At 67.6% G+C, this 19,351-nt stretch carries 17 protein-coding genes, 1 tRNA gene, 1 other RNA gene and 1 pseudogene; 13 read left to right on the top strand and 7 right to left on the bottom strand.

From position 1 onward, the window contains the following. The 10 genes from KBY86_RS12635 to galE all read left to right on the top strand — a co-directional run. Window positions 1-1,213: FUSC family protein (locus KBY86_RS12635; protein ID WP_255141326.1), on the top strand; the 1,213-nt coding region annotated here is incomplete at its 5' end. A 90-nt stretch (window positions 1,214-1,303) separates the two neighbouring features. Then, window positions 1,304-1,606, top strand: a complete 303-nt coding sequence (locus tag KBY86_RS12630) for an urease subunit gamma (protein WP_094513867.1) — start codon at window positions 1,304-1,306, stop codon at window positions 1,604-1,606. Window positions 1,607-1,629: 23 nt separating this feature from the next. Next, window positions 1,630-1,947: an urease subunit beta gene (locus KBY86_RS12625; RefSeq protein WP_094513865.1), complete on the top strand. Its 318-nt coding sequence runs from the start codon at window positions 1,630-1,632 to the stop codon at window positions 1,945-1,947. A gap of 84 nt (window positions 1,948-2,031) precedes the next feature. Then, the gene (gene ureC, locus KBY86_RS12620) at window positions 2,032-3,741 is read left to right on the top strand and encodes an urease subunit alpha (protein ID WP_255141325.1); all 1,710 of its coding nucleotides are present in this window, start codon (window positions 2,032-2,034) and stop codon (window positions 3,739-3,741) included. Between the two features lie 126 nt (window positions 3,742-3,867). After that, window positions 3,868-5,307, top strand: a complete 1,440-nt coding sequence (locus tag KBY86_RS12615) for a circularly permuted type 2 ATP-grasp protein (RefSeq protein WP_255141330.1) — start codon at window positions 3,868-3,870, stop codon at window positions 5,305-5,307. Continuing rightward, on the top strand, window positions 5,301-6,374 hold the full coding sequence (locus KBY86_RS12610) for an alpha-E domain-containing protein (protein ID WP_255141324.1): 1,074 nt from the start codon (window positions 5,301-5,303) through the stop codon (window positions 6,372-6,374). Before KBY86_RS12615 ends, KBY86_RS12610 begins: the two co-directional genes overlap by 7 nt. Continuing rightward, complete coding sequence (locus tag KBY86_RS12605; protein ID WP_255100564.1) at window positions 6,359-7,249, top strand: transglutaminase family protein; 891 nt, start codon at window positions 6,359-6,361, stop codon at window positions 7,247-7,249. The genes KBY86_RS12610 and KBY86_RS12605 overlap by 16 nt, the downstream gene beginning before the upstream one ends. A gap of 139 nt (window positions 7,250-7,388) precedes the next feature. Next, window positions 7,389-9,845 (top strand): glycogen/starch/alpha-glucan phosphorylase, encoded by a 2,457-nt coding sequence (locus KBY86_RS12600; RefSeq protein WP_094513854.1) that lies wholly within the window; start codon window positions 7,389-7,391, stop codon window positions 9,843-9,845. A 2-nt stretch (window positions 9,846-9,847) separates the two neighbouring features. Then, window positions 9,848-11,974, top strand: coding sequence for a transglutaminase family protein (locus KBY86_RS12595; RefSeq protein WP_255141321.1), 2,127 nt, complete (start codon window positions 9,848-9,850; stop codon window positions 11,972-11,974). A 74-nt stretch (window positions 11,975-12,048) separates the two neighbouring features. After that, complete coding sequence (gene galE, locus KBY86_RS12590) at window positions 12,049-13,071, top strand: UDP-glucose 4-epimerase GalE (RefSeq protein ID WP_094513846.1); 1,023 nt, start codon at window positions 12,049-12,051, stop codon at window positions 13,069-13,071. A gap of 3 nt (window positions 13,072-13,074) precedes the next feature. Here galE and KBY86_RS12585 read toward each other — a convergent pair whose 3' ends face one another. Further along, window positions 13,075-14,556 carry a mannose-1-phosphate guanylyltransferase/mannose-6-phosphate isomerase gene (locus KBY86_RS12585; RefSeq protein WP_255141319.1) on the bottom strand — a complete coding sequence of 494 codons (1,482 nt, stop codon included), beginning with the start codon at window positions 14,554-14,556 and terminating at the stop codon, window positions 13,075-13,077. A 43-nt stretch (window positions 14,557-14,599) separates the two neighbouring features. Then, on the bottom strand, window positions 14,600-15,184 hold the full coding sequence (gene rimM, locus KBY86_RS12580) for a ribosome maturation factor RimM (RefSeq protein WP_094513839.1): 585 nt from the start codon (window positions 15,182-15,184) through the stop codon (window positions 14,600-14,602). A gap of 52 nt (window positions 15,185-15,236) precedes the next feature. Here rimM and KBY86_RS12575 point away from each other — a divergent pair, with 52 nt between their 5' ends. Beyond that, the gene (locus KBY86_RS12575; RefSeq protein WP_255100566.1) at window positions 15,237-15,422 is read left to right on the top strand and encodes an NAD(P)H dehydrogenase subunit NdhS; all 186 of its coding nucleotides are present in this window, start codon (window positions 15,237-15,239) and stop codon (window positions 15,420-15,422) included. Here KBY86_RS12575 and rnc read toward each other — a convergent pair. After that, window positions 15,400-16,176: a ribonuclease III gene (rnc, locus tag KBY86_RS12570; protein WP_094513831.1), complete on the bottom strand. Its 777-nt coding sequence runs from the start codon at window positions 16,174-16,176 to the stop codon at window positions 15,400-15,402. The genes KBY86_RS12575 and rnc overlap by 23 nt on opposite strands. 7 nt (window positions 16,177-16,183) lie before the next feature. Beyond that, window positions 16,184-16,598, bottom strand: an RNA gene (rnpB, locus tag KBY86_RS12565) — RNase P RNA component class A. 45 nt (window positions 16,599-16,643) lie between these two features. On the opposite strand from rnpB, the gene KBY86_RS12560 reads away from it, so the two are divergent. Both KBY86_RS12560 and KBY86_RS12555 read left to right on the top strand, forming a co-directional pair. Next, window positions 16,644-16,717: transfer RNA gene (locus tag KBY86_RS12560), tRNA-Arg, on the top strand. A 58-nt stretch (window positions 16,718-16,775) separates the two neighbouring features. After that, entirely contained in the window at window positions 16,776-17,345 is a 570-nt protein-coding gene (locus tag KBY86_RS12555; RefSeq protein WP_315855865.1) for an arsenate reductase ArsC, read from the top strand. A 443-nt stretch (window positions 17,346-17,788) separates the two neighbouring features. Here KBY86_RS12555 and KBY86_RS12550 read toward each other — a convergent pair whose 3' ends face one another. From KBY86_RS12550 to KBY86_RS12545, 3 genes and pseudogenes are all read right to left on the bottom strand, one after another. Continuing rightward, the gene (locus KBY86_RS12550) at window positions 17,789-18,121 is read right to left on the bottom strand and encodes a type II toxin-antitoxin system HicB family antitoxin (RefSeq protein ID WP_255141316.1); all 333 of its coding nucleotides are present in this window, start codon (window positions 18,119-18,121) and stop codon (window positions 17,789-17,791) included. Next, window positions 18,118-18,264: pseudogene (locus tag KBY86_RS15325) on the bottom strand (type II toxin-antitoxin system HicA family toxin); the annotation flags it as partial. The gene KBY86_RS12550 and the pseudogene KBY86_RS15325, both read right to left, overlap by 4 nt. Window positions 18,265-18,425: 161 nt before the next feature. Next, window positions 18,426-19,139 (bottom strand): hypothetical protein, encoded by a 714-nt coding sequence (locus KBY86_RS12545; protein ID WP_255141314.1) that lies wholly within the window; start codon window positions 19,137-19,139, stop codon window positions 18,426-18,428. Window positions 19,140-19,351 lie beyond the last annotated feature (212 nt).

Raw genomic sequence — 19,351 nt, 5'->3', positions numbered from 1 at the left:
TGCTGGGGGTGGTGCTGCTGGTGGGTTGGATCCAGGCCCTCGGCGGCCGGCCTCGGTGACCGGCGCCGCAGCCCCGCTGCCCTCGCGGGGCCTGCGTGCCGCCCTGGTGATCGCCCAGGCCAGCGGCTTCACCGCGGCGCTGGCGGCCGGCCTGGGCCTCGACAGCGGCGCGGCCGCCTACGGGGTGATCGTGGCGGCGCTGGTGGTGCGCCCGGATTTCAGCCGCTGGCCCCTGCCCGTGTACCCGGTGCTGGTGGGGCTGAGCGGCCTTTCGATGGCGATCGGGCTGCTGATCGGTGAGGCCTTCGCCGGAGCGCCGGAGGTGTTCGTGTTCGGCCTGGTGGCCGCGCTCATGCAGGTGCTGATGCTGCTGTTGCCCGGCGCGTTGCGGCCGCTCGGCAACGTGCTCGCCATCACCGGTGTGCTGCCGCTGCTGAACGCCACCAGCAGCTGGCTGAGCCTGGGCAACGAACTGGCCGCCATCGCGCTCGGGCTCGTGGTCGGCAGTGTCGTGCAGGTGGTGTGGAGTCCGGCCGGGCACCAGGCGCCAGCGGAGGAGCCTGAGCCGGCTGCCGCCGACCCGCCGCTGGCCGCGCGCCTGGCGGCGGGTCTGGCCTCGCCGTTCTTCTGGCGCAAGCTGGTGGTGGCTGTACTGGCGTTGCCGATCGGCGAAGGCCTCGGCGCCGTCGCCCCCAAATACCTCTATTTCGGCGTGGTGCTGCTGCTCAACGACAGCCTCGGCGCCACCCTGGCGCGGGTGCGCGATCGCATGGTGGGAGTCAGCCTCGGTGTGCTGATGCCGCTGCTGGTGTTTGACAGCTTTGGCCTCAGCCCGCTCAGCACCGCCGTGGTCATGGGCGGAACCGCGGCGCTGGTGGTGGCGCTGCAGGGCGAGGCGTACCTGCGCACCGCGCTGATCTCCAGCGGGGTGGCCTTTGTCGGATACGGACCGCTGGTGGCCTGGTACATCCCCCACCGCTGGCTGGATTACCTGCTGGGCTCCGCTTTGGCCGTGGCGGCGGGCCTGCTGTTCCGGCCCACCTCCGCACTGCAGCAATACCGCGCCCTGCTGCGCCGCAGCCCGGTTGCGCAGGACGCTGCCCGTCGGCTGTATCCGGCGGCGCTGGAGGAGGCCCGCTGGACGGGGCAGGTGCCTCCCGCCTTGCCCCCTGTGCCTGGGCCGCCTGCGCAGGCAACACCGGTGGGGCCATGACCGACGCCGCTGCCGGCGCTGCGAACGTTCCTGCTGAACCTGCTCCAGCCCCGCGCCGCTGCAAGAGTGTGGCCGGCAATCGCGTCCCCCATGCATCTCACCCCCCAGGAGAAGGACAAGCTCCTGATCGTCACCGCGGCCCTGCTGGCGGAACGGCGCCTGGGTCGTGGTCTCAAGCTCAACCACCCCGAAGCCGTGGCCTGGCTCAGCTTTCAGGTGCTGGAAGGCGCCCGCGATGGCAAGAGCGTGGCCGCGCTGATGGAGGAAGGCAGCACCTGGCTCCGGCGTGACCAGGTGATGGAGGGCGTTCCCGAACTCATCCCCGAGGTGCAGATGGAGGCCACCTTCCCCGACGGCACCAAGCTCGTCACCCTCCACGACCCGATCCGCTGATCCCCCCTGATCGCTCCGCCTGCATGTCTCCTCTGATCCCTGGCGAACTGCTGCCGGAGCCCGGCAGCCACGAACTCAACGCCGGCCGGCCCGTCACCACGCTCAATGTGGCCAACCGCGGCGACCGCCCGGTGCAGGTGGGCTCCCACTTCCATTTCTATGAAGCCAACGACGCGCTGGTGTTCGACCGCGACAGTGCCCGCGGCCAGCGGCTCGACATCCCGGCCGGCACGGCGATCCGCTTCGAGCCCGGTGATCAGCGGGAGGTGCAGCTGATCCCCCTGGCCGGCGCGCGCCGGGTCTTCGGCTTCAACGGCCTGGTCAACGGCCCGCTCGACTGAAGCGGCGCCACCAGCGCGCGCTGCCCTTGCCCTGCGACGGCCACCCCGGCCACCCCCCACCGTCCTCCTCGACTTTCCTCAGCCATGCCCTATCGGATGGATCGGCGGGCCTACGCCGAAACCTATGGCCCCACCACCGGCGACCGGCTGCGGCTGGCCGACACCGAGCTGTTCCTCGAGGTGGAGAAGGATTTCACCACCTACGGGGAAGAGGTGAAGTTCGGCGGCGGCAAGGTGATCCGCGACGGCATGGGTCAGGCCCAGACCCCCCGCTCCGGGGGGGCCGTGGACACCGTGATCACCAATGCTCTGATCCTCGACTGGTGGGGGATCGTCAAGGCCGATGTGGGCCTGCGCGACGGCCGCATCTGCGCGATCGGCAAGGCGGGCAACCCCGACATCACCGATGGGGTGACGATCGTCATCGGTCCCGGTACCGAGGCGATCGCCGGCGAGGGCCACATCCTCACCGCCGGCGGCATCGACACCCACATTCATTTCATCTGTCCGCAGCAGGTGGAAACCGCTCTGGCCAGCGGGGTCACCACCCTGCTCGGTGGCGGCACCGGCCCGGCCACGGGCTCCAACGCCACCACCTGCACCCCCGGCGCCTTCCACATGGCCCGCATGCTGCAGGCCGCCGAGGGGCTGCCGGTGAACCTGGGCTTCTTCGGCAAGGGCAACGCCAGCACCCCCGAGGCGCTCGAGGAGCAGATCCGTGCCGGTGCCGTCACCCTCAAGCTCCACGAAGACTGGGGCACCACCCCCGCCGCCATCGACTGCTGCCTGTCCGTGGCGGATCGCTTCGACATCCAGGTGGCGATCCACTCCGACACCCTCAACGAAGCGGGGTTCGTGGAGGACACGATCCGCGCCATCGGCGGCCGCACCATCCACACCTTCCACACCGAAGGCGCTGGCGGCGGCCACGCGCCGGACATCATCCGCATCTGCGGCGAAGCCAACGTGCTGCCCAGCTCCACCAACCCCACGCGCCCCTACACGCGCAACACCCTGGAGGAGCACCTCGACATGCTGATGGTGTGCCACCACCTCGATCCCTCGATCCCGGAGGATGTGGCCTTCGCCGAATCGCGCATCCGCCGCGAAACGATCGCCGCCGAAGACATCCTCCACGACATCGGCGCCTTCTCGCTGATCGCCAGCGATTCCCAGGCCATGGGCCGCGTCGGCGAGGTGATCACGCGCACCTTCCAGACCGCCCACAAGATGAAGGTGCAGCGGGGAGCCCTGCCGGGCGACTCGGAGCGCAACGACAACACCCGCCTCAAGCGCTACATCGCCAAGGTCACGATCAACCCGGCGATGGTGCACGGTCTTGACAGCCAGATCGGTTCGGTGGAGGTGGGCAAGCTGGCGGATCTGGTGCTCTGGAAGCCGGGTTTCTTCGGGGTCAAGCCGGAGATGGTGATCAAGGGCGGCTCGATCGTCTGGGCCCAGATGGGCGATGCCAACGCCTCGATCCCCACCCCCGGCCCGGTGCATGGCCGGCCGATGTTCGCCGCCTTCGGCAAGGCCCTGGCCCCCAGCTGCCTCACCTTCCTCTCCCAGGCCGCCCTCGATGACGACCTGCCCAGAAAGCTGGGACTCGAGCGGCCCTGCGTGCCGGTGGTGAACACCCGCGGCATCGGCAAGGCCGAGATGCGCAACAACACGGCCCTGCCGAAGGTGGAGGTGGATCCCCAGACCTACGAAGTGTTCGCCGATGGGGAGCTGCTCACCTGCGAGCCCGCCGACGTGCTGCCGATGGCGCAGCGGTATTTCCTGCTCTGAGCGTTGGATTCACCGCCAGGGCCGATCAGGCCGGGCCGGAGCCTAGGCCGGCCCGGCCTGATCGGTAGCAACCATGACGGGTCGGCCCCGCGCCGCTGTTCATGATTGAGCCCGATGCGGCTGCCCATGTTCACCGACTACAAGCCCGCAAAGGGCTACGACGAATATTTCAGCGCCTCTTCCCAGCCCCGCTCCGCCCTGCGGCCCCTGCTCTCGTCCCTGGGCCAGCTCGGCATCGAAGAGATCAACCGCAACCACGCGGCCGCCGGCATGCTGCTCAAGCGCCTCGGGGCCACCTTTCGCCTCAATGGCTCCGGTGAGCAGGGCGGCGAGCGGATCCTGCCCTTCGACCCCCTGCCGCGGCTGATCCGCGCGGGCGAATGGCAGCGCCTGGAGAAGGGCCTGATTCAGCGCCTCGAAGCGATCGACTGCTTCCTCGCCGACGTTTACAGCGACCAGAAGATCCTCAACGACGGTGTCATCCCCCGCGCCGACGTGATCAGCTCCCATGGCTGGCGCCCGCAGATGGCGGGGTTCAAGCCGCCTTTGGATCGCTGGTGCCACGTTTCCGGCCTCGATCTGATCCGTGACGGCAAGGGCACCTGGCGCGTGCTGGAAGACAACCTCCGCTGCCCCTCGGGCGTGGCCTACTTCCTGGAAAACCGCCGCGTGATGAAGCGGATGTTCCCCAGCCTGTTCTCCGGGCCCACGGTGCAGCCGATCGACGATTACCCCTCCCATCTGCTCCAGACCCTGCGGGAACTGGCCCCCTGGACCGACACTCCCTCGGTGGTGCTGCTCACCCCGGGCGTGTTCAACAGCGCCTATTTCGAGCACAGCTACCTGGCCCAGCAGATGGGCATCCAGCTGGTGGAGGGCCGCGATCTGGTCTGCGAGGGCAACCGGGTGTGGATGCGCAGCACCGCCGGGCTCGAGCCGGTGGATGTGATCTACCGCCGCATCGACGACGACTTCCTCGATCCGGCCGTGTTCCGCAGCGATTCGATGCTGGGCGTGCGTGGGCTAATGGAGGCCTATGCCGCCGGCCGGGTGGCGATCGCCAACGCGCCGGGCACCGGCGTTGCCGACGACAAGCTGATCTACGCCTACGTACCGGACATGATCCGCTACTACCTGGCGGAGGAGCCGATCATCGAGAACGTTCCCACCTACATCTGCGCCCGGCCCGAGGATCAGGCCTATGTGCTGGCCCACCTCAAGGACCTGGTGGTGAAAGCGGTGGGAGAAGCCGGGGGCTACGGCATGCTGATCGGCCCGCACGCCGAACCGGCCGAGATCCTCGCCTTCGCCGACAAGATCAAGGCCGATCCCCGCAACTTCATCGCCCAGCCCACCCTGGAGCTCTCCACCGTGCCCTCGCTCAGCGAAGGCGAGCTCTACCCCTGCCACGTCGATCTGCGGCCCTACGTGCTGCGGGGCAAGGGGGCCTGGGTGAGCCCGGGCGGCCTCACCCGGGTGGCGCTGCGCCGCGGCTCGCTGGTGGTCAACTCGTCGCAGGGCGGAGGATGCAAGGACACCTGGATCGTGGATGAGACCTCATGCTGAGCCGCGTCGCCGATTCCCTCTACTGGATCAACCGGTACGTCGAGCGGGCCGAGAACATCTCCCGCTTCCTTGAAGTGAGCGAGGCGATGGCGCTCGACTGCCCGCCGGGCAGCGCCGAACCCTGGCTGCCGTTGATCGATGCCAGCGGCGACCGCGAGCTGTTCGACCGCCTCTACCCCGATGGTGGGCCCACCGATGTGGTGCGCTTCCTGGTGCGCGAGCCGGACAACCCGAGCAGCATCGTCAACTGCATCGCCACCGCCCGCGAGAACGCCCGCCAGATCCGCGAGGTGATCACCACGGAGATGTGGGAGCAGATCAACGACCTCTATCTCACACTCAAGGAAAGCGACAATTTCTGGCGCCTGCCGGCCCAGGAGCAGCTGCACGAGGTGCGCCGGGCCTGCCAGCTGTTCTATGGCGTCACCGATGCCACGCTCAGCCGCGATCTCTCCTGGCAGTTCAGCAAGCTGGGGCGCCTGGTGGAGCGCGCCGACAAGACCAGCCGCATCCTTGATGTGAAGTACTTCCTGCTGCTGCCGAGCCCGGAAGAGGTGGGCGGCGTGCTCGATGAACTGCAGTGGATCTCCCTGCTGCGCTCGGCCGGGGCCTATCAAATGTTCCGCCAGTCGCAGCAGCGGGCGATCGAGCCCAAGGCGGTGGCGGCCTTCCTGCTGCTCGATCCGATCTTCCCCCGGTCGGTGCGGTATTGCCTCGAAGGCCTCAGCAAGTCGCTGCGGGTGATCCGCGGCAACCCGGTGCCCGGCCCGCCCGACGACCTGGAATGCCTCTCCGGTCTGATGCTGGCCAACTGGAGCTACGTGCGCATCGACGAGCTGATCGGACGTGGCCTGCATGAAGCGATCGACCAGTTCCAGAGTGATCTCAACCACCTGCATGGTCTGATCAGCGACCGCTACTTCGTCACCGTCACCCACGCCTCCCCTTCGCCAGCCTGCGTGCAGTCGGGCGCTGTCGAGGCCCAGTCGATGGCCTCCTCCAGCGCCTCGGCTGTGCCCCCGCCACCCCTGCCCACCGCCTCCTCCCCGGCATGCGCGCCCGCGTAACCCATACCCTTTCGTATCGCTACAGCGCGCCGGTCCAGCTGGGTCCCCATCGCCTCTGCCTGCGGCCCCGGGCCCACGGGTTCCAGCGTCTGGTGAGTTTCGAGCTGTTCTTCTCGCCCGATCCCCACCGGCTGCATCTGCTGGTGGCCGCCAGCGGTGATGACGTGCTGCGGGCCCGCTTCGCGGGCAGCACGGACAGCTTCGAGATCCGCGCCACCAGTGAGGTGGACACCCAGATGCCGCCCCTGCTGCAGGCCTGCCTGGAGGAGAACGAGCCCCTGCTGCCCTATCCGGTGGGCCTGCTGAACAGCGACCTCAAAGGCTCCCTCGATGGCTGGCTGCCCAATGGCCAGCACGAGCCGGCGGCGGTGGAGCTGGCCCAGGAGGCGTTGATGGGCAGCGACCAGCGGGCGCTGATGTTCCTGCAGCAGCTGGTGGAGATGATCCAGGACCGGGTCAAGTACACCCAGAGGCATGTCGGGCCGGCCTGGCCCGCCGGCCGCACGCTCAAGGAGCGGGTGGGCTCCTGCCGTGATCTGGCCGTGCTGATGATCGAGGCCTGTCGCTGCGTGGGCCTGCCCGCCCGTTTTGTTAGCGGCTATCACCTCGTGGAGCCAAGGCCGCAGCGCTACGACCTGCATGCCTGGGCGGAGGTGTATCTGCCCGGTGCCGGTTGGCGGGGCTTCGATCCCAGCGGCCAGGGGGCCATCGACGACCGCTACATCCCCCTGGCCACCTCCTCCAAGTCCGGCCTTACCGCGGCGGTGTCGGGAAGCTTCTCCGGACCACCCGGCGTGAAAAGCGAACTCAGTTGGGCGATCACCGCCGATGTGCTGAGCGAGGAACACACCGTGCCGAACCTGCTGCAACTCTGATCCCGCCTTGATTCCGGCCGCAGTCACGGCCATGTGTCCCTGGCGCGGCAAACGGAAAATGAACCTGAATTGGTAACCGTTGGCGCAGCATCAGGGCCTCAGTCCGCAGCATGAAGGTCCGATTGCTGATAAGCACCCCATGGCCGCCACCACAGCACCCCCCGCTGACCGCGACTACTTCTCTTCCGCGGATGGTCGGGCGCTGGCGGAAGGCATCCGCCGCCACCTGTTCTCCAGCCTGGCCAAGTCGCCATCGTTGGCCACCCGCCACGACTACTACCGCGCCCTGGCGCTGGCGGTGCGTGACCAGCTGCTGCACAACTGGGTCGACACCGCCGAGGCCTACACCCAGGAAGGGGTGCGTACCGTCAGCTACCTCTCCGCCGAGTATCTGCTTGGCCCACACCTCGACAACAACCTGGTGAACCTGGGGTTGCGCGAGGCGGCCAAGGATGCCTGCGACGAACTTGGTGTCGACCTTGAGGAGCTGATCGCCGAGGAGCCCGAACCGGGTCTGGGCAACGGCGGCCTCGGCCGCCTGGCGGCCTGCTTCCAGGAATCGTTGGCCAGCCTGGAGCTGCCTGCGATCGGTTACGGCATCCGCTACGAGTTCGGCATTTTCCGCCAGCAGATCAGCAACGGCTGGCAGGTGGAGAGCACCGATCCCTGGCTGGCGCAGAGCAACCCCTGGGAGGTGATTCGCCCCGAGTGGACCTACCCGGTGCAGATCGGCCAGCACGTGGTGCTGGGCGTCGCCTACGACACGCCGATCCTTGGCTATGGCGTCAAGACCACCAACACGCTGCGGCTGTGGTCGGCGCAGGCCCCGGAGGCCTTCGATTTCGCTTCCTTCAACGCCGGTGACTACACCCGCGCGGTGCTGCAGAAGGTGGAGTCGGAAACGCTTTCCAAGGTGCTGTATCCCAACGACGAGCTTGAACAGGGCAAGCGCCTGCGGCTCAGCCAGCAGATCTTCTTCGTGAGCTGCTCCCTGCAGGACATGTTCCGCATCCTCAAGGGGCAGGGTCTGCCGGTCACCGAGTTCCACCACAAGTTCGCGGTGCAGCTCAACGACACCCACCCGGCCATCGCCGTGGCCGAGCTGATGCGGCTGCTGATCGATGAGCACGGCGCCGACTGGGACACCGCCTGGTCGATCACCACCGCCAGCGTGAACTACACGAACCACACACTGCTGCCTGAGGCGCTCGAGACCTGGGGGCTGGAGCTGTTCGCCCAGCTGCTGCCCCGCCAGCTGGAGATCATCTACGAAATCAACGCCCGCTTCCTGCGCATGGTGCGCATCCGCTACCCGGGCCAGCCCGAGCTGCTGGAGCGGCTGTCGCTGATCCAGGAGGGGCCCCAGCGCAAGGTGCGGATGGCGAACCTGGCGGTGGTGGGCAGCCAGAAGGTGAACGGGGTGGCGGAGCTGCACAGCGACCTGGTGCAGTCGCAGCTGTTCCCCGAGTTCGCCGATCTCTGGCCCGATCGCTTCACCAACGTCACCAACGGCGTCACACCCCGCCGCTGGATCGCGGTGGCCAATCCGTTTCTCTCCGGCCTGCTCGACGAGACGATCGGCCGCGGCTGGCGGCGGGATCTGGCCGAGCTCAAGGGCCTCGAGGCCCATGCCGATGACGGTGCCTTCCTGGAGCGCTGGCGCAGCGTGCGCGATCAGGCCAAGCAGCGGCTGGCCGCCACCATCCACCACGACCTTGGCGTGCTGGTGGACCCCTCGTCGCTGTTCGACGTCCAGGTGAAGCGGATCCACGAGTACAAGCGCCAGCACCTGGCCGCGCTGCAGATCGTGGAGCGCTACCTGCGGCTGCGCAACGGTGAGGACCTGCCGCCCCGCACCTTCATCTTCGGGGGCAAGGCGGCGCCGGGCTACCACATGGCCAAGCTGATCATCCGGCTGATCGGCGGCATCGCCGAGATCGTGAACATGGACCCGGCCATGGACGGCCGCATGCGGGTGGTCTTCCTGCCCAACTTCAGTGTCAGCCTCGGCCAGAAGGTCTATCCCGCTGTGGACCTCTCCGAGCAGATCTCCACCGCCGGCAAGGAGGCCTCCGGCACCGGCAACATGAAGATGGCGCTCAACGGCGCCGTCACGATCGGCACCCTCGATGGCGCCAATGTGGAAATCCGCGAGCTGGTGGGACACGAGAACTTCTTCCTGTTCGGCCACACCGCCGAGCAGATCGAATCGCTCAACCGCAACGGCTACCACCCGATGCCCTGGCTGGAGAACGATCCGATCGCCCGCGAAGCGATCGAGCTGATCGGCTCGGGCCACTTCAGCGAAGGCGACCGCGACCTCTTCCACCCGCTGCTGGCCAACCTCTGCGGCAGCGATCCGTTCCGGGTGATGGCCGACATGGGCGACTACCGCCGCGCCCATAACGCCGTCGATCAGGCCTGGCAGAACCCCGCCAGCTGGAGCCGCATGTCGGTGCTGAACACAGCCCGCTGCGGCTTCTTCTCTTCCGACCGCTCGATCGCCGAGTACGCCGAACGCATCTGGAAGGTGGCGCCGGTGCCGATCAATGCCTGCACCGTGATTCCTGCCAGCCTGCGGACTACCCCTCACTGACCATGCCCGTCACCCCCGCGTCTGCGCCCGCCGACTCCCTGCAACGGCCCGCGCCCCCTCCCCTGACTTCCACCCCCGGCTGGATGGCGGCCACGGCCGTTGAAGCGGAGCACCGGCTGCAGGCCGCGGGCCTCCACCTCACCCTGGGCGGTGAACCCACCTACGTGCCGCTCAAGCCCGAAGGGGCCGAATGGTCGGTCACCGCCGATGGGCCCACCAAGCTGGCCTACGCCCATGGGCTGGCGGCGGAGATTCAGCGCCGCACCTGGCCCGGCAGCACCTTGATGTATTGCCCGGGCAAGCGCTACGACGGCGAGGTGAACCCGCGCTGGGCGCTGCGGTTGATCACCGGTCTCGATGGCCTGCCCCTGGTGCGCTGGCCCCAGGACGCTGCGGCGGGGCGCCCACCGGAGTTCGGTGCGCCCTTCTGCCTGCCTCCCCTGCCGCGCAAACGCGCCAAGGCCTTTCTGGAGGCCGTCGGCTCGGCCCTGGGCTGCGCCTTCAAGCCACTCAAGCTCAAGGATCCCCTCGCCCCCGACAACCGCGTCTGGGCGGTGCCGCTCTGCCACCACGCCGAGGCCAGCGAGGACGGCGAGCCCGCGGGTTGGCAGGCGGCCGAGTGGAGCCTCGCCAAGCGGCTCTGCCGCCTGCTGCCGGCCCCCGGTCCGGCCGGGCTGCGCCTGCCGCTTGTGCATTTCCCCGAGGGGGTGCTGCGTCAGGTGCTGACGCTGGAGATCCGCGATGACAGCTGGAACCTGTTTCTGCCGCCGCTGGCGCGCGAGCCCCTGCTCGAGCTGCTGACGGTGATCGCCGCCGCCAGCGCGGGCTGGAGCCAGCCCGAACTCAGCGGCATGCTGCCTGTTGATGTGGACGGCCAGTGGCAGGTGCTGGGCCTCACCGCCGACCCCGGCGTGCTGGAGGTCAACCTGCCGGTGTGCCACGGCTGGGCCGACTACGCCGGCTGGATGCAGACCCTGGCCGAGGCGGGCGTGTCGGTGGGCCTCTGCAGCTCGAAGGGTGAGGGCCTGGAGCAGCAGGGCACCGGCGGCGGCAACCACCTGCTCTGGGGCGGCGCCAGCCTTGAGGCCAACCCGTTCTTCAGCCGGCCAGCCTGGCTGGTGGGGATCCTGCGCTTCTGGCAGCACCATCCCAGCCTCTCCTATCTCTTCAGCAACAGCTCGGTGGGCCCGTCCTCCCAGGCGCCGCGCCTCGATGAGGGCAGTGCCAGCCCCCTCGATCTCCGACTGGCCCACAGCGCCCTGGAGCAGTTGCCCGAGGGCGATCAGCGGGTGCTGATCAGTGAAACCCTGCGCCACCTCCATGCCGACCGCAGCGGCAACACCCACCGCAGCGAAATCAGCTTCGACAAGTTCTGGAACCCCGCCTGGCCCAGCGGCTGCCAGGGCCTGATCGAATTCCGGGCGATCGAGGCCCTGCCCAGGGCGGAGTGGGCCGCGGCGATCGCCCTGCTCTGGAGCGCGCTGGCGGCGCACCTGCTGGATCCGATCCACCGCCCCACCGAGCTGATCACCTTCAACGAGCGCCTCCACGATGAGGCGCTACTGCCGCATGCGCTCTGGAGCGATCTGCAGGAGGTGCTGCAGCAGCTGGATGCCGACGGTCTCGACATGCAGCCCGAGCCCTACCGGCAGATCTGGAACTGGCGCTTCCCGTTGCTGCTCTCCTGGGAGCAGCAGGGCGCCCGGCTGGAGATCCGCCGTGCCCTGGAGCCCTGGCCGCTGCTTTGCGACACCCCGGCGGAGGGCGGCACCACCAGCCGCTTCGTCGACAGCTCCCTGCAGCGCCTGGAACTGCGGGCGAACGAGGCGTTCCTGGCCGCCTACCGGCTGCGCCTCTGCGGCCGCGACCTGCCGCTCGCGGACGGCTGGCTGGGGATCCGCTACCGCCACAGCAGCCTGTTCCCTTCCCTGCATCCCTGCATCCCGAACCAGTTGCCCCTGCAGCTGGAGATCCTCGCGGCAGGCAGCGGGGAACGGCTGGTCTGCTTCCGCCGCGATGGTGAGCCGCATCACTTCGTGCCCGATCCTGAGCCCCTCGAGCCGCTGGCGGCGCCGGCCTGGCCGTTGCCGGAGCCCGGCCTGCGCACCATCGACCTCCGCCTGGGTTGAAGCGCCCCCGAGGGGCGAGGCGGCTGGCCATCGCTGCCGATCAGTAGTGTCCGAAAGCACACCCAGCCTTTGCAATGGCCGCGCTTCTGATCACCGGTGGGGCAGGCTTCATCGGCAGTCACCTCTGTGTGCTGCTGCTGCAGCTGGGCCATCGCCTGGTGGTGCTCGACGACTTCTCCAACAGCTCCCCGGAAGCCCTGCGCCGGGTCGAGGAACTGGCGGGGGCGCCGCTGCATCTGATTCAGGGCGACATCCGTGATCCGGCCGCCCTGGAACGGGCGTTCGCCGCCGCAGCGATCGAGGCCGTGATCCATCTGGCGGGTTGCAAGGCGGTGGGGGAGTCGGTAGCCGACCCGCTGCGCTACTGGGATGTGAACGTGGGCGGCAGCGTGCGGTTGCTGGCGGCCATGCGCCAGGCCGGTTGCCGCACGATCGTGTTCAGCAGCAGCGCCACGCTCTATGGCTTCACCAGCGTGGTGCCGATCCCCGAATCCGCGCCGGTGGCACCGGTGAACCCTTACGGCGAAACCAAGGCCGCAGTGGAGCGCCTGCTGGCCGATGTGGCGGCCAGCGAACCCGGCTGGCGGGTGGCCCTGCTGCGCTACTTCAACCCCTGTGGCGCCCATCCCAGCGGCCGCATCGGCGAAGACCCCGGCGGCCTGCCCAACAACCTCTTCCCCTTCGTGAGCCAGGTGGCGATCGGCCGGCGGCCCTTCCTGCGCGTCTTCGGCGGTGACTGGCCCACGGCCGATGGCACCGGCGTGCGCGACTACATCCACGTCATGGACCTGGCCGACGGCCATCGTGCGGCCCTTGAGGTGCTGCTGGCAGAAGCTCCCCAGCGCCTTACCCTCAACCTCGGAAGCGGCGCTGGGCATTCGGTGCTGGAGGTGGTGCGCGCCTATGAGCGGGCCAGCGGACGGCCGATCGCCTACCGCATCGAAGAGCGTCGGCCTGGGGATGTGGCGGTGTCGGTGGCGGATCCCGCCCTGGCGGCCGAGCGGCTGGGCTGGCGCACCGAGCGTGGCCTGGACGTTATCTGCCGGGACGGCTGGGCCTGGCAGTCGGCCAATCCGGCGGGGTATGGCCCCGGTTAAGCGTCAGCTGGCCGCCTGGGCGATGCCGCGGTGGGGGGCGTCGGTGCGGCCGTAGACGTCATCGAAGCGCACGATGTCGTCTTCGCCGAGATAGGGGCCGCTCTGCACCTCGATCATCTCCACGGCGATCTTGCCGGGGTTCGACAGCCGGTGCTTCGAGCCGAGCGGGATGTAGGTGCTCTGGTTCTCGCCCACCATCTCCTGGAGGCCGTCTTTCTCCACCACGGCGGTGCCCTTCACCACCACCCAGTGCTCGGCGCGGTGGTGGTGCATCTGCAGCGACAGCGAAGCGCCCGGTTTCACCAGGATCTTCTTCACCTGCCAGCGCTCTCCCTCCACAACGCCGTCGTAGTGGCCCCATGGGCGGTAGATGCGGCGATGGGCCTTGCCTTCCGAGGCGCCCGCCGCCTCCAGCTGGTTGACGATCATCTTGACGTCCTGGGCCCGGTCGCGGTGGGCCACCAGCACCGCATCGTCGGTTTCGACCACCACCAGATCATCGACGCCGAGGCCCACCACCAGCCGGTGCTCGCTGCGCAGATAGCAGTTGCGCGACCCCTCGCTGATCACCCGGCCGCGCAGCACGTTGCCCGAAGCATCCCGCTCGCCGGTGTCCCACAGGGCGCTCCAGCTACCCACATCGCTCCAGCCCGCCTCCAGCGGCAGCACCGAACCGAGCGCCGTGCGCTCCATCACGGCCACGTCGATGGCCAGGCTGGGGCAGCTGGCAAAGGATTCCTGCTCCAGACGCAGGAAATCCAGGTCGGCGGAATCCTGCTCCAGGGCGGCGCGGCAGGCGCTCACGAGTTCGGGGGTGAGCCGCTCCAGCTCGGCCAGGATGGCGCTGGCCTTGAACAGGAACATGCCGCTGTTCCAGGTGAAGCGTCCCGAGGCGAAGAACTGCTCGGCGGTGGCCCGGTCGGGCTTCTCCACGAAGCGGGCGATCGGCACCGGCTCCAGAGGGCCGGCGGCTGCGAAGGGCAGGGCCGCCTCGATGTAGCCGTAGCCGGTTTCAGGCGCGGTGGGCACGATGCCGAAGGTCACCAGGCGGCCGGCCGCGGCGGCGGGACGACCCGCCGTGATCGCCGCGCGGAAGGCGGCACCGTCGCGGATCACGTGATCGGCGGCCAGCACCAGCAGCAGCGGATCCTCACCGCGGGCGGTGGCCTGCAGGGCGGCCACGGCGATCGCCGGCGCGGTGTTGCGCCCCACCGGCTCCAGCAGGATCGCGGCTGGATCCACGCCGATCTGGCGCATCTGCTCGGCCACGATGAAGCGGTGGTCTTCGTTGCAGACCAGCAAGGGCGGCGCCAGCTGGGGCAGGCCCTCCAGCCGTTGCTGGGTCTGCTGCAGCAGGGTGGTGTCGTCGCTGCCGGCCAGCGCCCAGTACTGCTTCGGGTAGGAGGCGCGCGAGAGCGGCCAGAGACGCGTGCCGGTCCCTCCGCAGAGAATCACCGGCACGAGAAACGCGATCTCTGAGCTCATGGTCGGAGAAGAGACCGGATAGGCACGCAGTTTATGGAGGTGGTCAGGGATCCAGCAAACCCGGCGGCGGTGTGATTTCCAGCCACCCTTCGCTGACCTCCACCCGCGGCACGATCGGTGTCACGAAGGGGATCAGCACCCGCCGCCCCTCGCTCAGCCTCACCTCCAGCAGGTCATTCCCGGCGTGGATCAGGTCGACGACGGTGCCGATTGGCGTGCCGCCGGGCGCCAGCCGCACCTCCAGCCCCTGCAGATCGAACAGGTGAAACTCCCCGTCGGCCAGCGGCGGGCGGTCACTCGCCTCCACCAGCAGGTCGTGCTGCACGATCGCCTCCGCCGCTGAGCGGTTGCCGATCCCCTCCAGCCGCACCACGAACAGCTCCCGCCCCGGCAGCTGACGGCCACTGAGCAGGCGCACAGGCCGGGGAGGCTCCTGCTGCTTCCGCAGCCAGCGGGGCCCCGGGCGGGTGAAGCGCTCCGGGAAATCGGTGCGCGGCAGCACGCGCAGCTCCCCTTCCAGGCCCTGGGCGGCCACGATCCGCCCCACCACCAGCCAGGGATCGGCCGCAGGGGCCTCCTGCGGCGGCAGGTCAGCCCCATCACGGCGCGGTGGTGCCCCTTTTGCCATCCCCGCTCGCCTGCATCAGCCTCGATAATGGCGCCACCCCTTCAGACCACCGATGGCTGTCAGCGCGCTGCCGATCCTGCCCGGGTCCACCGTGGTGGTCCGCGACCCACGCTCGATCTACAACGGCTACCGCGGCTTCGTGCAGCGCCTCAGCGGCAAGCAGGTGGCGGTGCTGTTCGAGGGCGGCAACTGGGACAAGCTGGTGACCCTGCCCCTCAGCAGCCTGGAGCCGGCCTGAGCGCTTCGGCGCCCTGCTCCAGTTCCAGCACCCTGAGCGCCGCGCTGGCCGCCTGCTGTTCGGCCTCGCGGCGCGAACGGCCCCAGCCTTCGCCCAGCGGTGATGCGGCGGCGTAGCTGGCCACCACCACGGCGCTGCGGAAGCGGCGCGGATCGCCATGCCCCTGGCTGCACTCTTCACAGCTGTAGGCGGGCAGACCCAGCCCCCGCGCCTGGGTCCATTCCTGCAGGGCCTGCTTCCAGTTGTGGCGGTGCGGATCGGCCAGCAGCGCCGCGATGCTCTCCGACCAGTGGGGGGAGAGCCAGCGGTGCACCGGCTCCAGGGTTCCCCAGGTTTCGTAGAGCGCGCCGATCAGGGCTTCACAGGCCTCGGCGCGGATCGTGCGCCGCGCTGCGGCATCCCCGGCCGCCATGGCGCCAAGCCGCACCACCGCATCGATCCCGCAGCGATCGCCCAGGTCCGCCAGCCAGCGGTCGCTGACGATCTGGGCCCGCAGCTCCGAACGCGCGCCCACGCTCAGCTGCGGGTGTAGGCGCTGCAGGTGCTCGGAGGCGGCCAGCCGCAGCACCGCATCGCCGAGAAACTCCAGCCGCTCATGGTTGCGCGCCAGGCCGGCGGAGGTGTGGGTGAGGGCCTCATCGATCGAAGCCAGACCCGACAGGCCCGTGCTGGGCTCCTCCAGCCCCAGGCTGGCCAGGAAGGCCAGCAGCTGGCGCTGCCGGCGGGGGCTCAGCGTTGGGCCTGGGGGCGTCATCGTCAGGGGGTGAAAGCAGGACGTAAGCCGGGTTCTGTTCCGTTCCGCCGGAGCGGACCGGGGCGGTCATCTATCTGGGACCGTTGTTACCAACGGCCTCGAGCGGCACACATGAAGCGGGACGGGTGTCATGGCCAACCCTTGTCCCTCGGCCTTGCTCCCGGCCGGGGTTTACCGAGCCAGCACCTCTCGATGCTGCTGGTGCGCTCTTACCGCACCTTTGCACCCTTGCCTGTGCCCGGTGGGCGAACCCCCCTGAGCCATCGGCGGTGTGTTTCTGTGGCACTTTCCTCACGGTCACCCGCACTGGGCGTTACCCAGCAAGCCTGGCCATTCGGGAGCCCGGACTTTCCTCAACCGGGCCCGGCGCCCGGCCCGAAGACCGAAACGCTGCCCCGATTGCGACCACCTCGCCTGCTTTCGTAGTCCATCATGCCCGCGTGGGCGGAGCTCATAATGGGCCGCAGGGGGCTGTAGCTCAGCCGGATAGAGCGACGGTTTCCTAAACCGTAGGTCGTGGGTTCGAGTCCCGCCAGCCCCGTGCCTCCTGAACGCAGCCGAAGCAAGCGCTCGTGTGTTGCCTGCGACCCGGGAAGCGCATGGGCGCCAGGCGTGTCCATCCGATTCCGACCGCCGCCGGTATTCCTGAGCGGTTCAGCACGGGCCGGGGGATGGGGCCGCGCTCAACCAACCCATTGCGCAGCAACCTTGTGACGAAGAGAGCCAGGCAGCGAGTGCTGGTGGTGTGCACCGGCAATTCGGCGCGCAGCATCATGGCGGAAGCCCTGTTTCAGGCCCTCGGTCAGGGGGCCGTCGAGGTCGCCAGCGCCGGCAGTGCCCCCACCGGGCGGGTCCATCCGCTGGCGCTGGAGCAGATCAGCCGCCTGCCCGTCGACCCCGGCCAGTTCACCAGCAAGAGCTTGGCGGCGGTGCTGGAGGCCTCGGCCGACCCGTTCGATCTGGTGATCACCGTGTGCGATCACGCCGCCCGTCATTGCGACCCGCTGCCAGCCGACACCACGCGGCTGCACTGGGGCCTGCCCGACCCTGCTGCGCACACAGAGATGGAAGAAGCCAGATCGGCCTTCTCCGCCTGTTTTGACGTGCTGGCCCAGCGGATCGGCGGCCTGCTGGGCAGCGATCTGCTCCGAAGGGGTCAGGGGCGTTGATGGGCGCGAGGCGTGCTGCGGCTCAGCTGAGCGGCATAAGCAGCGGATTTCTCTTGATCTCACGCCTCTGACTGGCCCAACGGGATTTCGCCCCAGAACCAGGCAGACGTTATCTGAGTGGTTGTCTTGGTTTCCATCGCCCGATCACATCGGCAAGCGCAACGATGGCACTGCCGCCCATGAGCCACTGCACGCTTTGTCCTTCGGTGGCCTGCTTGGTCAACATCGAAGGTGTTGGGTCTTGATCCGGCAGTGCGGCTGCAGCCAACCTGAAGGAGCTGATCGCGGTGGCGACGAGCGCTGCAGGGAAGAGAAGGAGGAGGATGCCTCTTGAGGGTTTCGTGTGGCGCTAACGCTGCGGCTCAGTGGCAGGCAGGTTCTTCACATCGCAAGCACGGAACCGATGGAGGCCTGCCAACTCGAAGGGGGTGGTATCCGCTCCTCTATGCCATGACACTTCTCTGGAGTGCTTCTTGCGCGAGCGCGTTGAGACTCTTCCCCTGCACCTCCGCAGTAATCGCCAGCCTCTCGTGAAGTTCAGGAGGAATTCGAAGATTGAACTTGCCTGAATACTGTCTACGTGGCTCGATGCCTTGTTCCTTGCAGATCTCTAGAAAAACGTCCAATGACTTTCTGAACTCACGGCGAAGCTCATCCGGGCTAGAACCATAGAAATCCGCTCCTCCAGAAAGCCCAAGAATTTCCCCTCGAAATTGATCTGTCTCCTCGGCGTACTCAATCTTGGCGAGGTAGCCATCTACTTTCATGAGATTCATGGTGTCACTCCGTGCTCTTCAAGCCATTTGCGGATTGAAGCAACAGCACCCTCGTCTGTATCGGGCGATGGGTGGGGGCGGTGGAAGACCCTGACTTCGCCAAACAGAACGACCGCGACTCGGCTGCCCGCCCTCTCACTGACATCCCCACCGAGCTCCTAAAACAGGGCTTCGATGTCCCTCCAGGGCATGTTGCCGCTTACAGGACGGGAAAAGATCAGCTCAAGGGTGCGCTGGTGCTTCCGCTTCATTCCAGCATGGTACTGGCTCTTGGTACCAAGCGCGGTTGTTGGCCCGCCACGATTCACGGGCATTTCCCGGCGTATTGAATGAGTTCTCTTGGCTGAGTGGCGCTTCTGAGAAACTCAAGAATATCTGCCGGTTTATGATTCAAGTTCTCCGAGAACGAATTCGCGGACTCGAGAATCGCTGCAACCTCGGCCACGATATCCCCAACGGCAGGCCTTGCACGTGGACGGATCTCGATTCGCACGGGCAAGTGTCTCCAGGGCAGAATCGTGTTTACGAACGAAGGTTGCTTCGTGAACTCAGCACGGACAATCTGCCAGAGATCCCCATGGATGTCGTAGAGACAAGCATTGCGAAAACAGCCCTCGTTGAAGGCCTGTGGCGTTGCTGTCCAATCGCTCAGTCTTCTGTTTTCCACCCAGAAGGCCACGCCTTTCCGAATCACAAGATACGGCGGCGGGCTGAACGCGCTGCTGGGAGATTGATTTTCATCACCAAAGAGCACGAATCCGAGCTCACCCTCTGGGACATCGAGTTCGGAGACCTCGTCAATCTCATCGACAAAGAACAAGGGAGGATCATAGTCTTCGTTCAATATCAGACCATCGAGTCTTGGGTCCGCGCGAACTGCCGCAATCACTGTGGCGCGAGCGAGGTCGGAGGTTGCCGCGTTGACAAACCGAGTCACGAAGAAACCCATATAGCGACGCTCATTCGCGACATCCATCTTGACGTGCTCTCCTCCGACGAGTACTCGAAACCACTTCACCGCATCACTCCTTCGGCGGTCCAACGCTCAAGATCAGCGGCGAGTGCGCTGCGTGTGCACCAAAGGCATCATTACGCCTGCCCGCTGAATCTTGATGTTAGCCGGTGAGCACAGCTCATGCCACAAGAGAGGCTAGATCAGACAACCAAGCTTGATCGAGTTACGAAGAAATGAATTTAGGCATACTGACTCTGCTGAGTGTGTAGCACAAC

Origin of the sequence: Synechococcus sp. Lug-A (genome assembly GCF_024345655.1) — a bacterium.
Taxonomy (GTDB): Bacteria; Cyanobacteriota; Cyanobacteriia; order PCC-6307; family Cyanobiaceae; genus MW101C3.
This window is presented reverse-complemented; position numbering and strand designations above follow the sequence as displayed.

Excerpts from the sequence above, each read along its gene's own strand:
- KBY86_RS12630 (WP_094513867.1), top strand. The coding sequence starts at position 1,304 with ATGCATCTCACCCCCCAGGAGAAGGACAAGCTCCTGATCGTCACCGCG.
- KBY86_RS12625 (WP_094513865.1), top strand. The coding sequence starts at position 1,630 with ATGTCTCCTCTGATCCCTGGCGAACTGCTGCCGGAGCCCGGCAGCCAC.
- ureC (WP_255141325.1), top strand. The coding sequence starts at position 2,032 with ATGCCCTATCGGATGGATCGGCGGGCCTACGCCGAAACCTATGGCCCC.
- KBY86_RS12615 (WP_255141330.1), top strand. The coding sequence starts at position 3,868 with ATGTTCACCGACTACAAGCCCGCAAAGGGCTACGACGAATATTTCAGC.
- KBY86_RS12610 (WP_255141324.1), top strand. The coding sequence starts at position 5,301 with ATGCTGAGCCGCGTCGCCGATTCCCTCTACTGGATCAACCGGTACGTC.
- KBY86_RS12605 (WP_255100564.1), top strand. The coding sequence starts at position 6,359 with ATGCGCGCCCGCGTAACCCATACCCTTTCGTATCGCTACAGCGCGCCG.
- KBY86_RS12600 (WP_094513854.1), top strand. The coding sequence starts at position 7,389 with ATGGCCGCCACCACAGCACCCCCCGCTGACCGCGACTACTTCTCTTCC.
- KBY86_RS12595 (WP_255141321.1), top strand. The coding sequence starts at position 9,848 with ATGCCCGTCACCCCCGCGTCTGCGCCCGCCGACTCCCTGCAACGGCCC.
- galE (WP_094513846.1), top strand. The coding sequence starts at position 12,049 with ATGGCCGCGCTTCTGATCACCGGTGGGGCAGGCTTCATCGGCAGTCAC.
- KBY86_RS12585 (WP_255141319.1), bottom strand. The coding sequence starts at position 14,556 with ATGAGCTCAGAGATCGCGTTTCTCGTGCCGGTGATTCTCTGCGGAGGG.
- rimM (WP_094513839.1), bottom strand. The coding sequence starts at position 15,184 with ATGGCAAAAGGGGCACCACCGCGCCGTGATGGGGCTGACCTGCCGCCG.
- KBY86_RS12575 (WP_255100566.1), top strand. The coding sequence starts at position 15,237 with ATGGCTGTCAGCGCGCTGCCGATCCTGCCCGGGTCCACCGTGGTGGTC.
- rnc (WP_094513831.1), bottom strand. The coding sequence starts at position 16,176 with ATGACGCCCCCAGGCCCAACGCTGAGCCCCCGCCGGCAGCGCCAGCTG.
- KBY86_RS12555 (WP_315855865.1), top strand. The coding sequence starts at position 16,776 with ATGGGCGCCAGGCGTGTCCATCCGATTCCGACCGCCGCCGGTATTCCT.
- KBY86_RS12550 (WP_255141316.1), bottom strand. The coding sequence starts at position 18,121 with ATGAATCTCATGAAAGTAGATGGCTACCTCGCCAAGATTGAGTACGCC.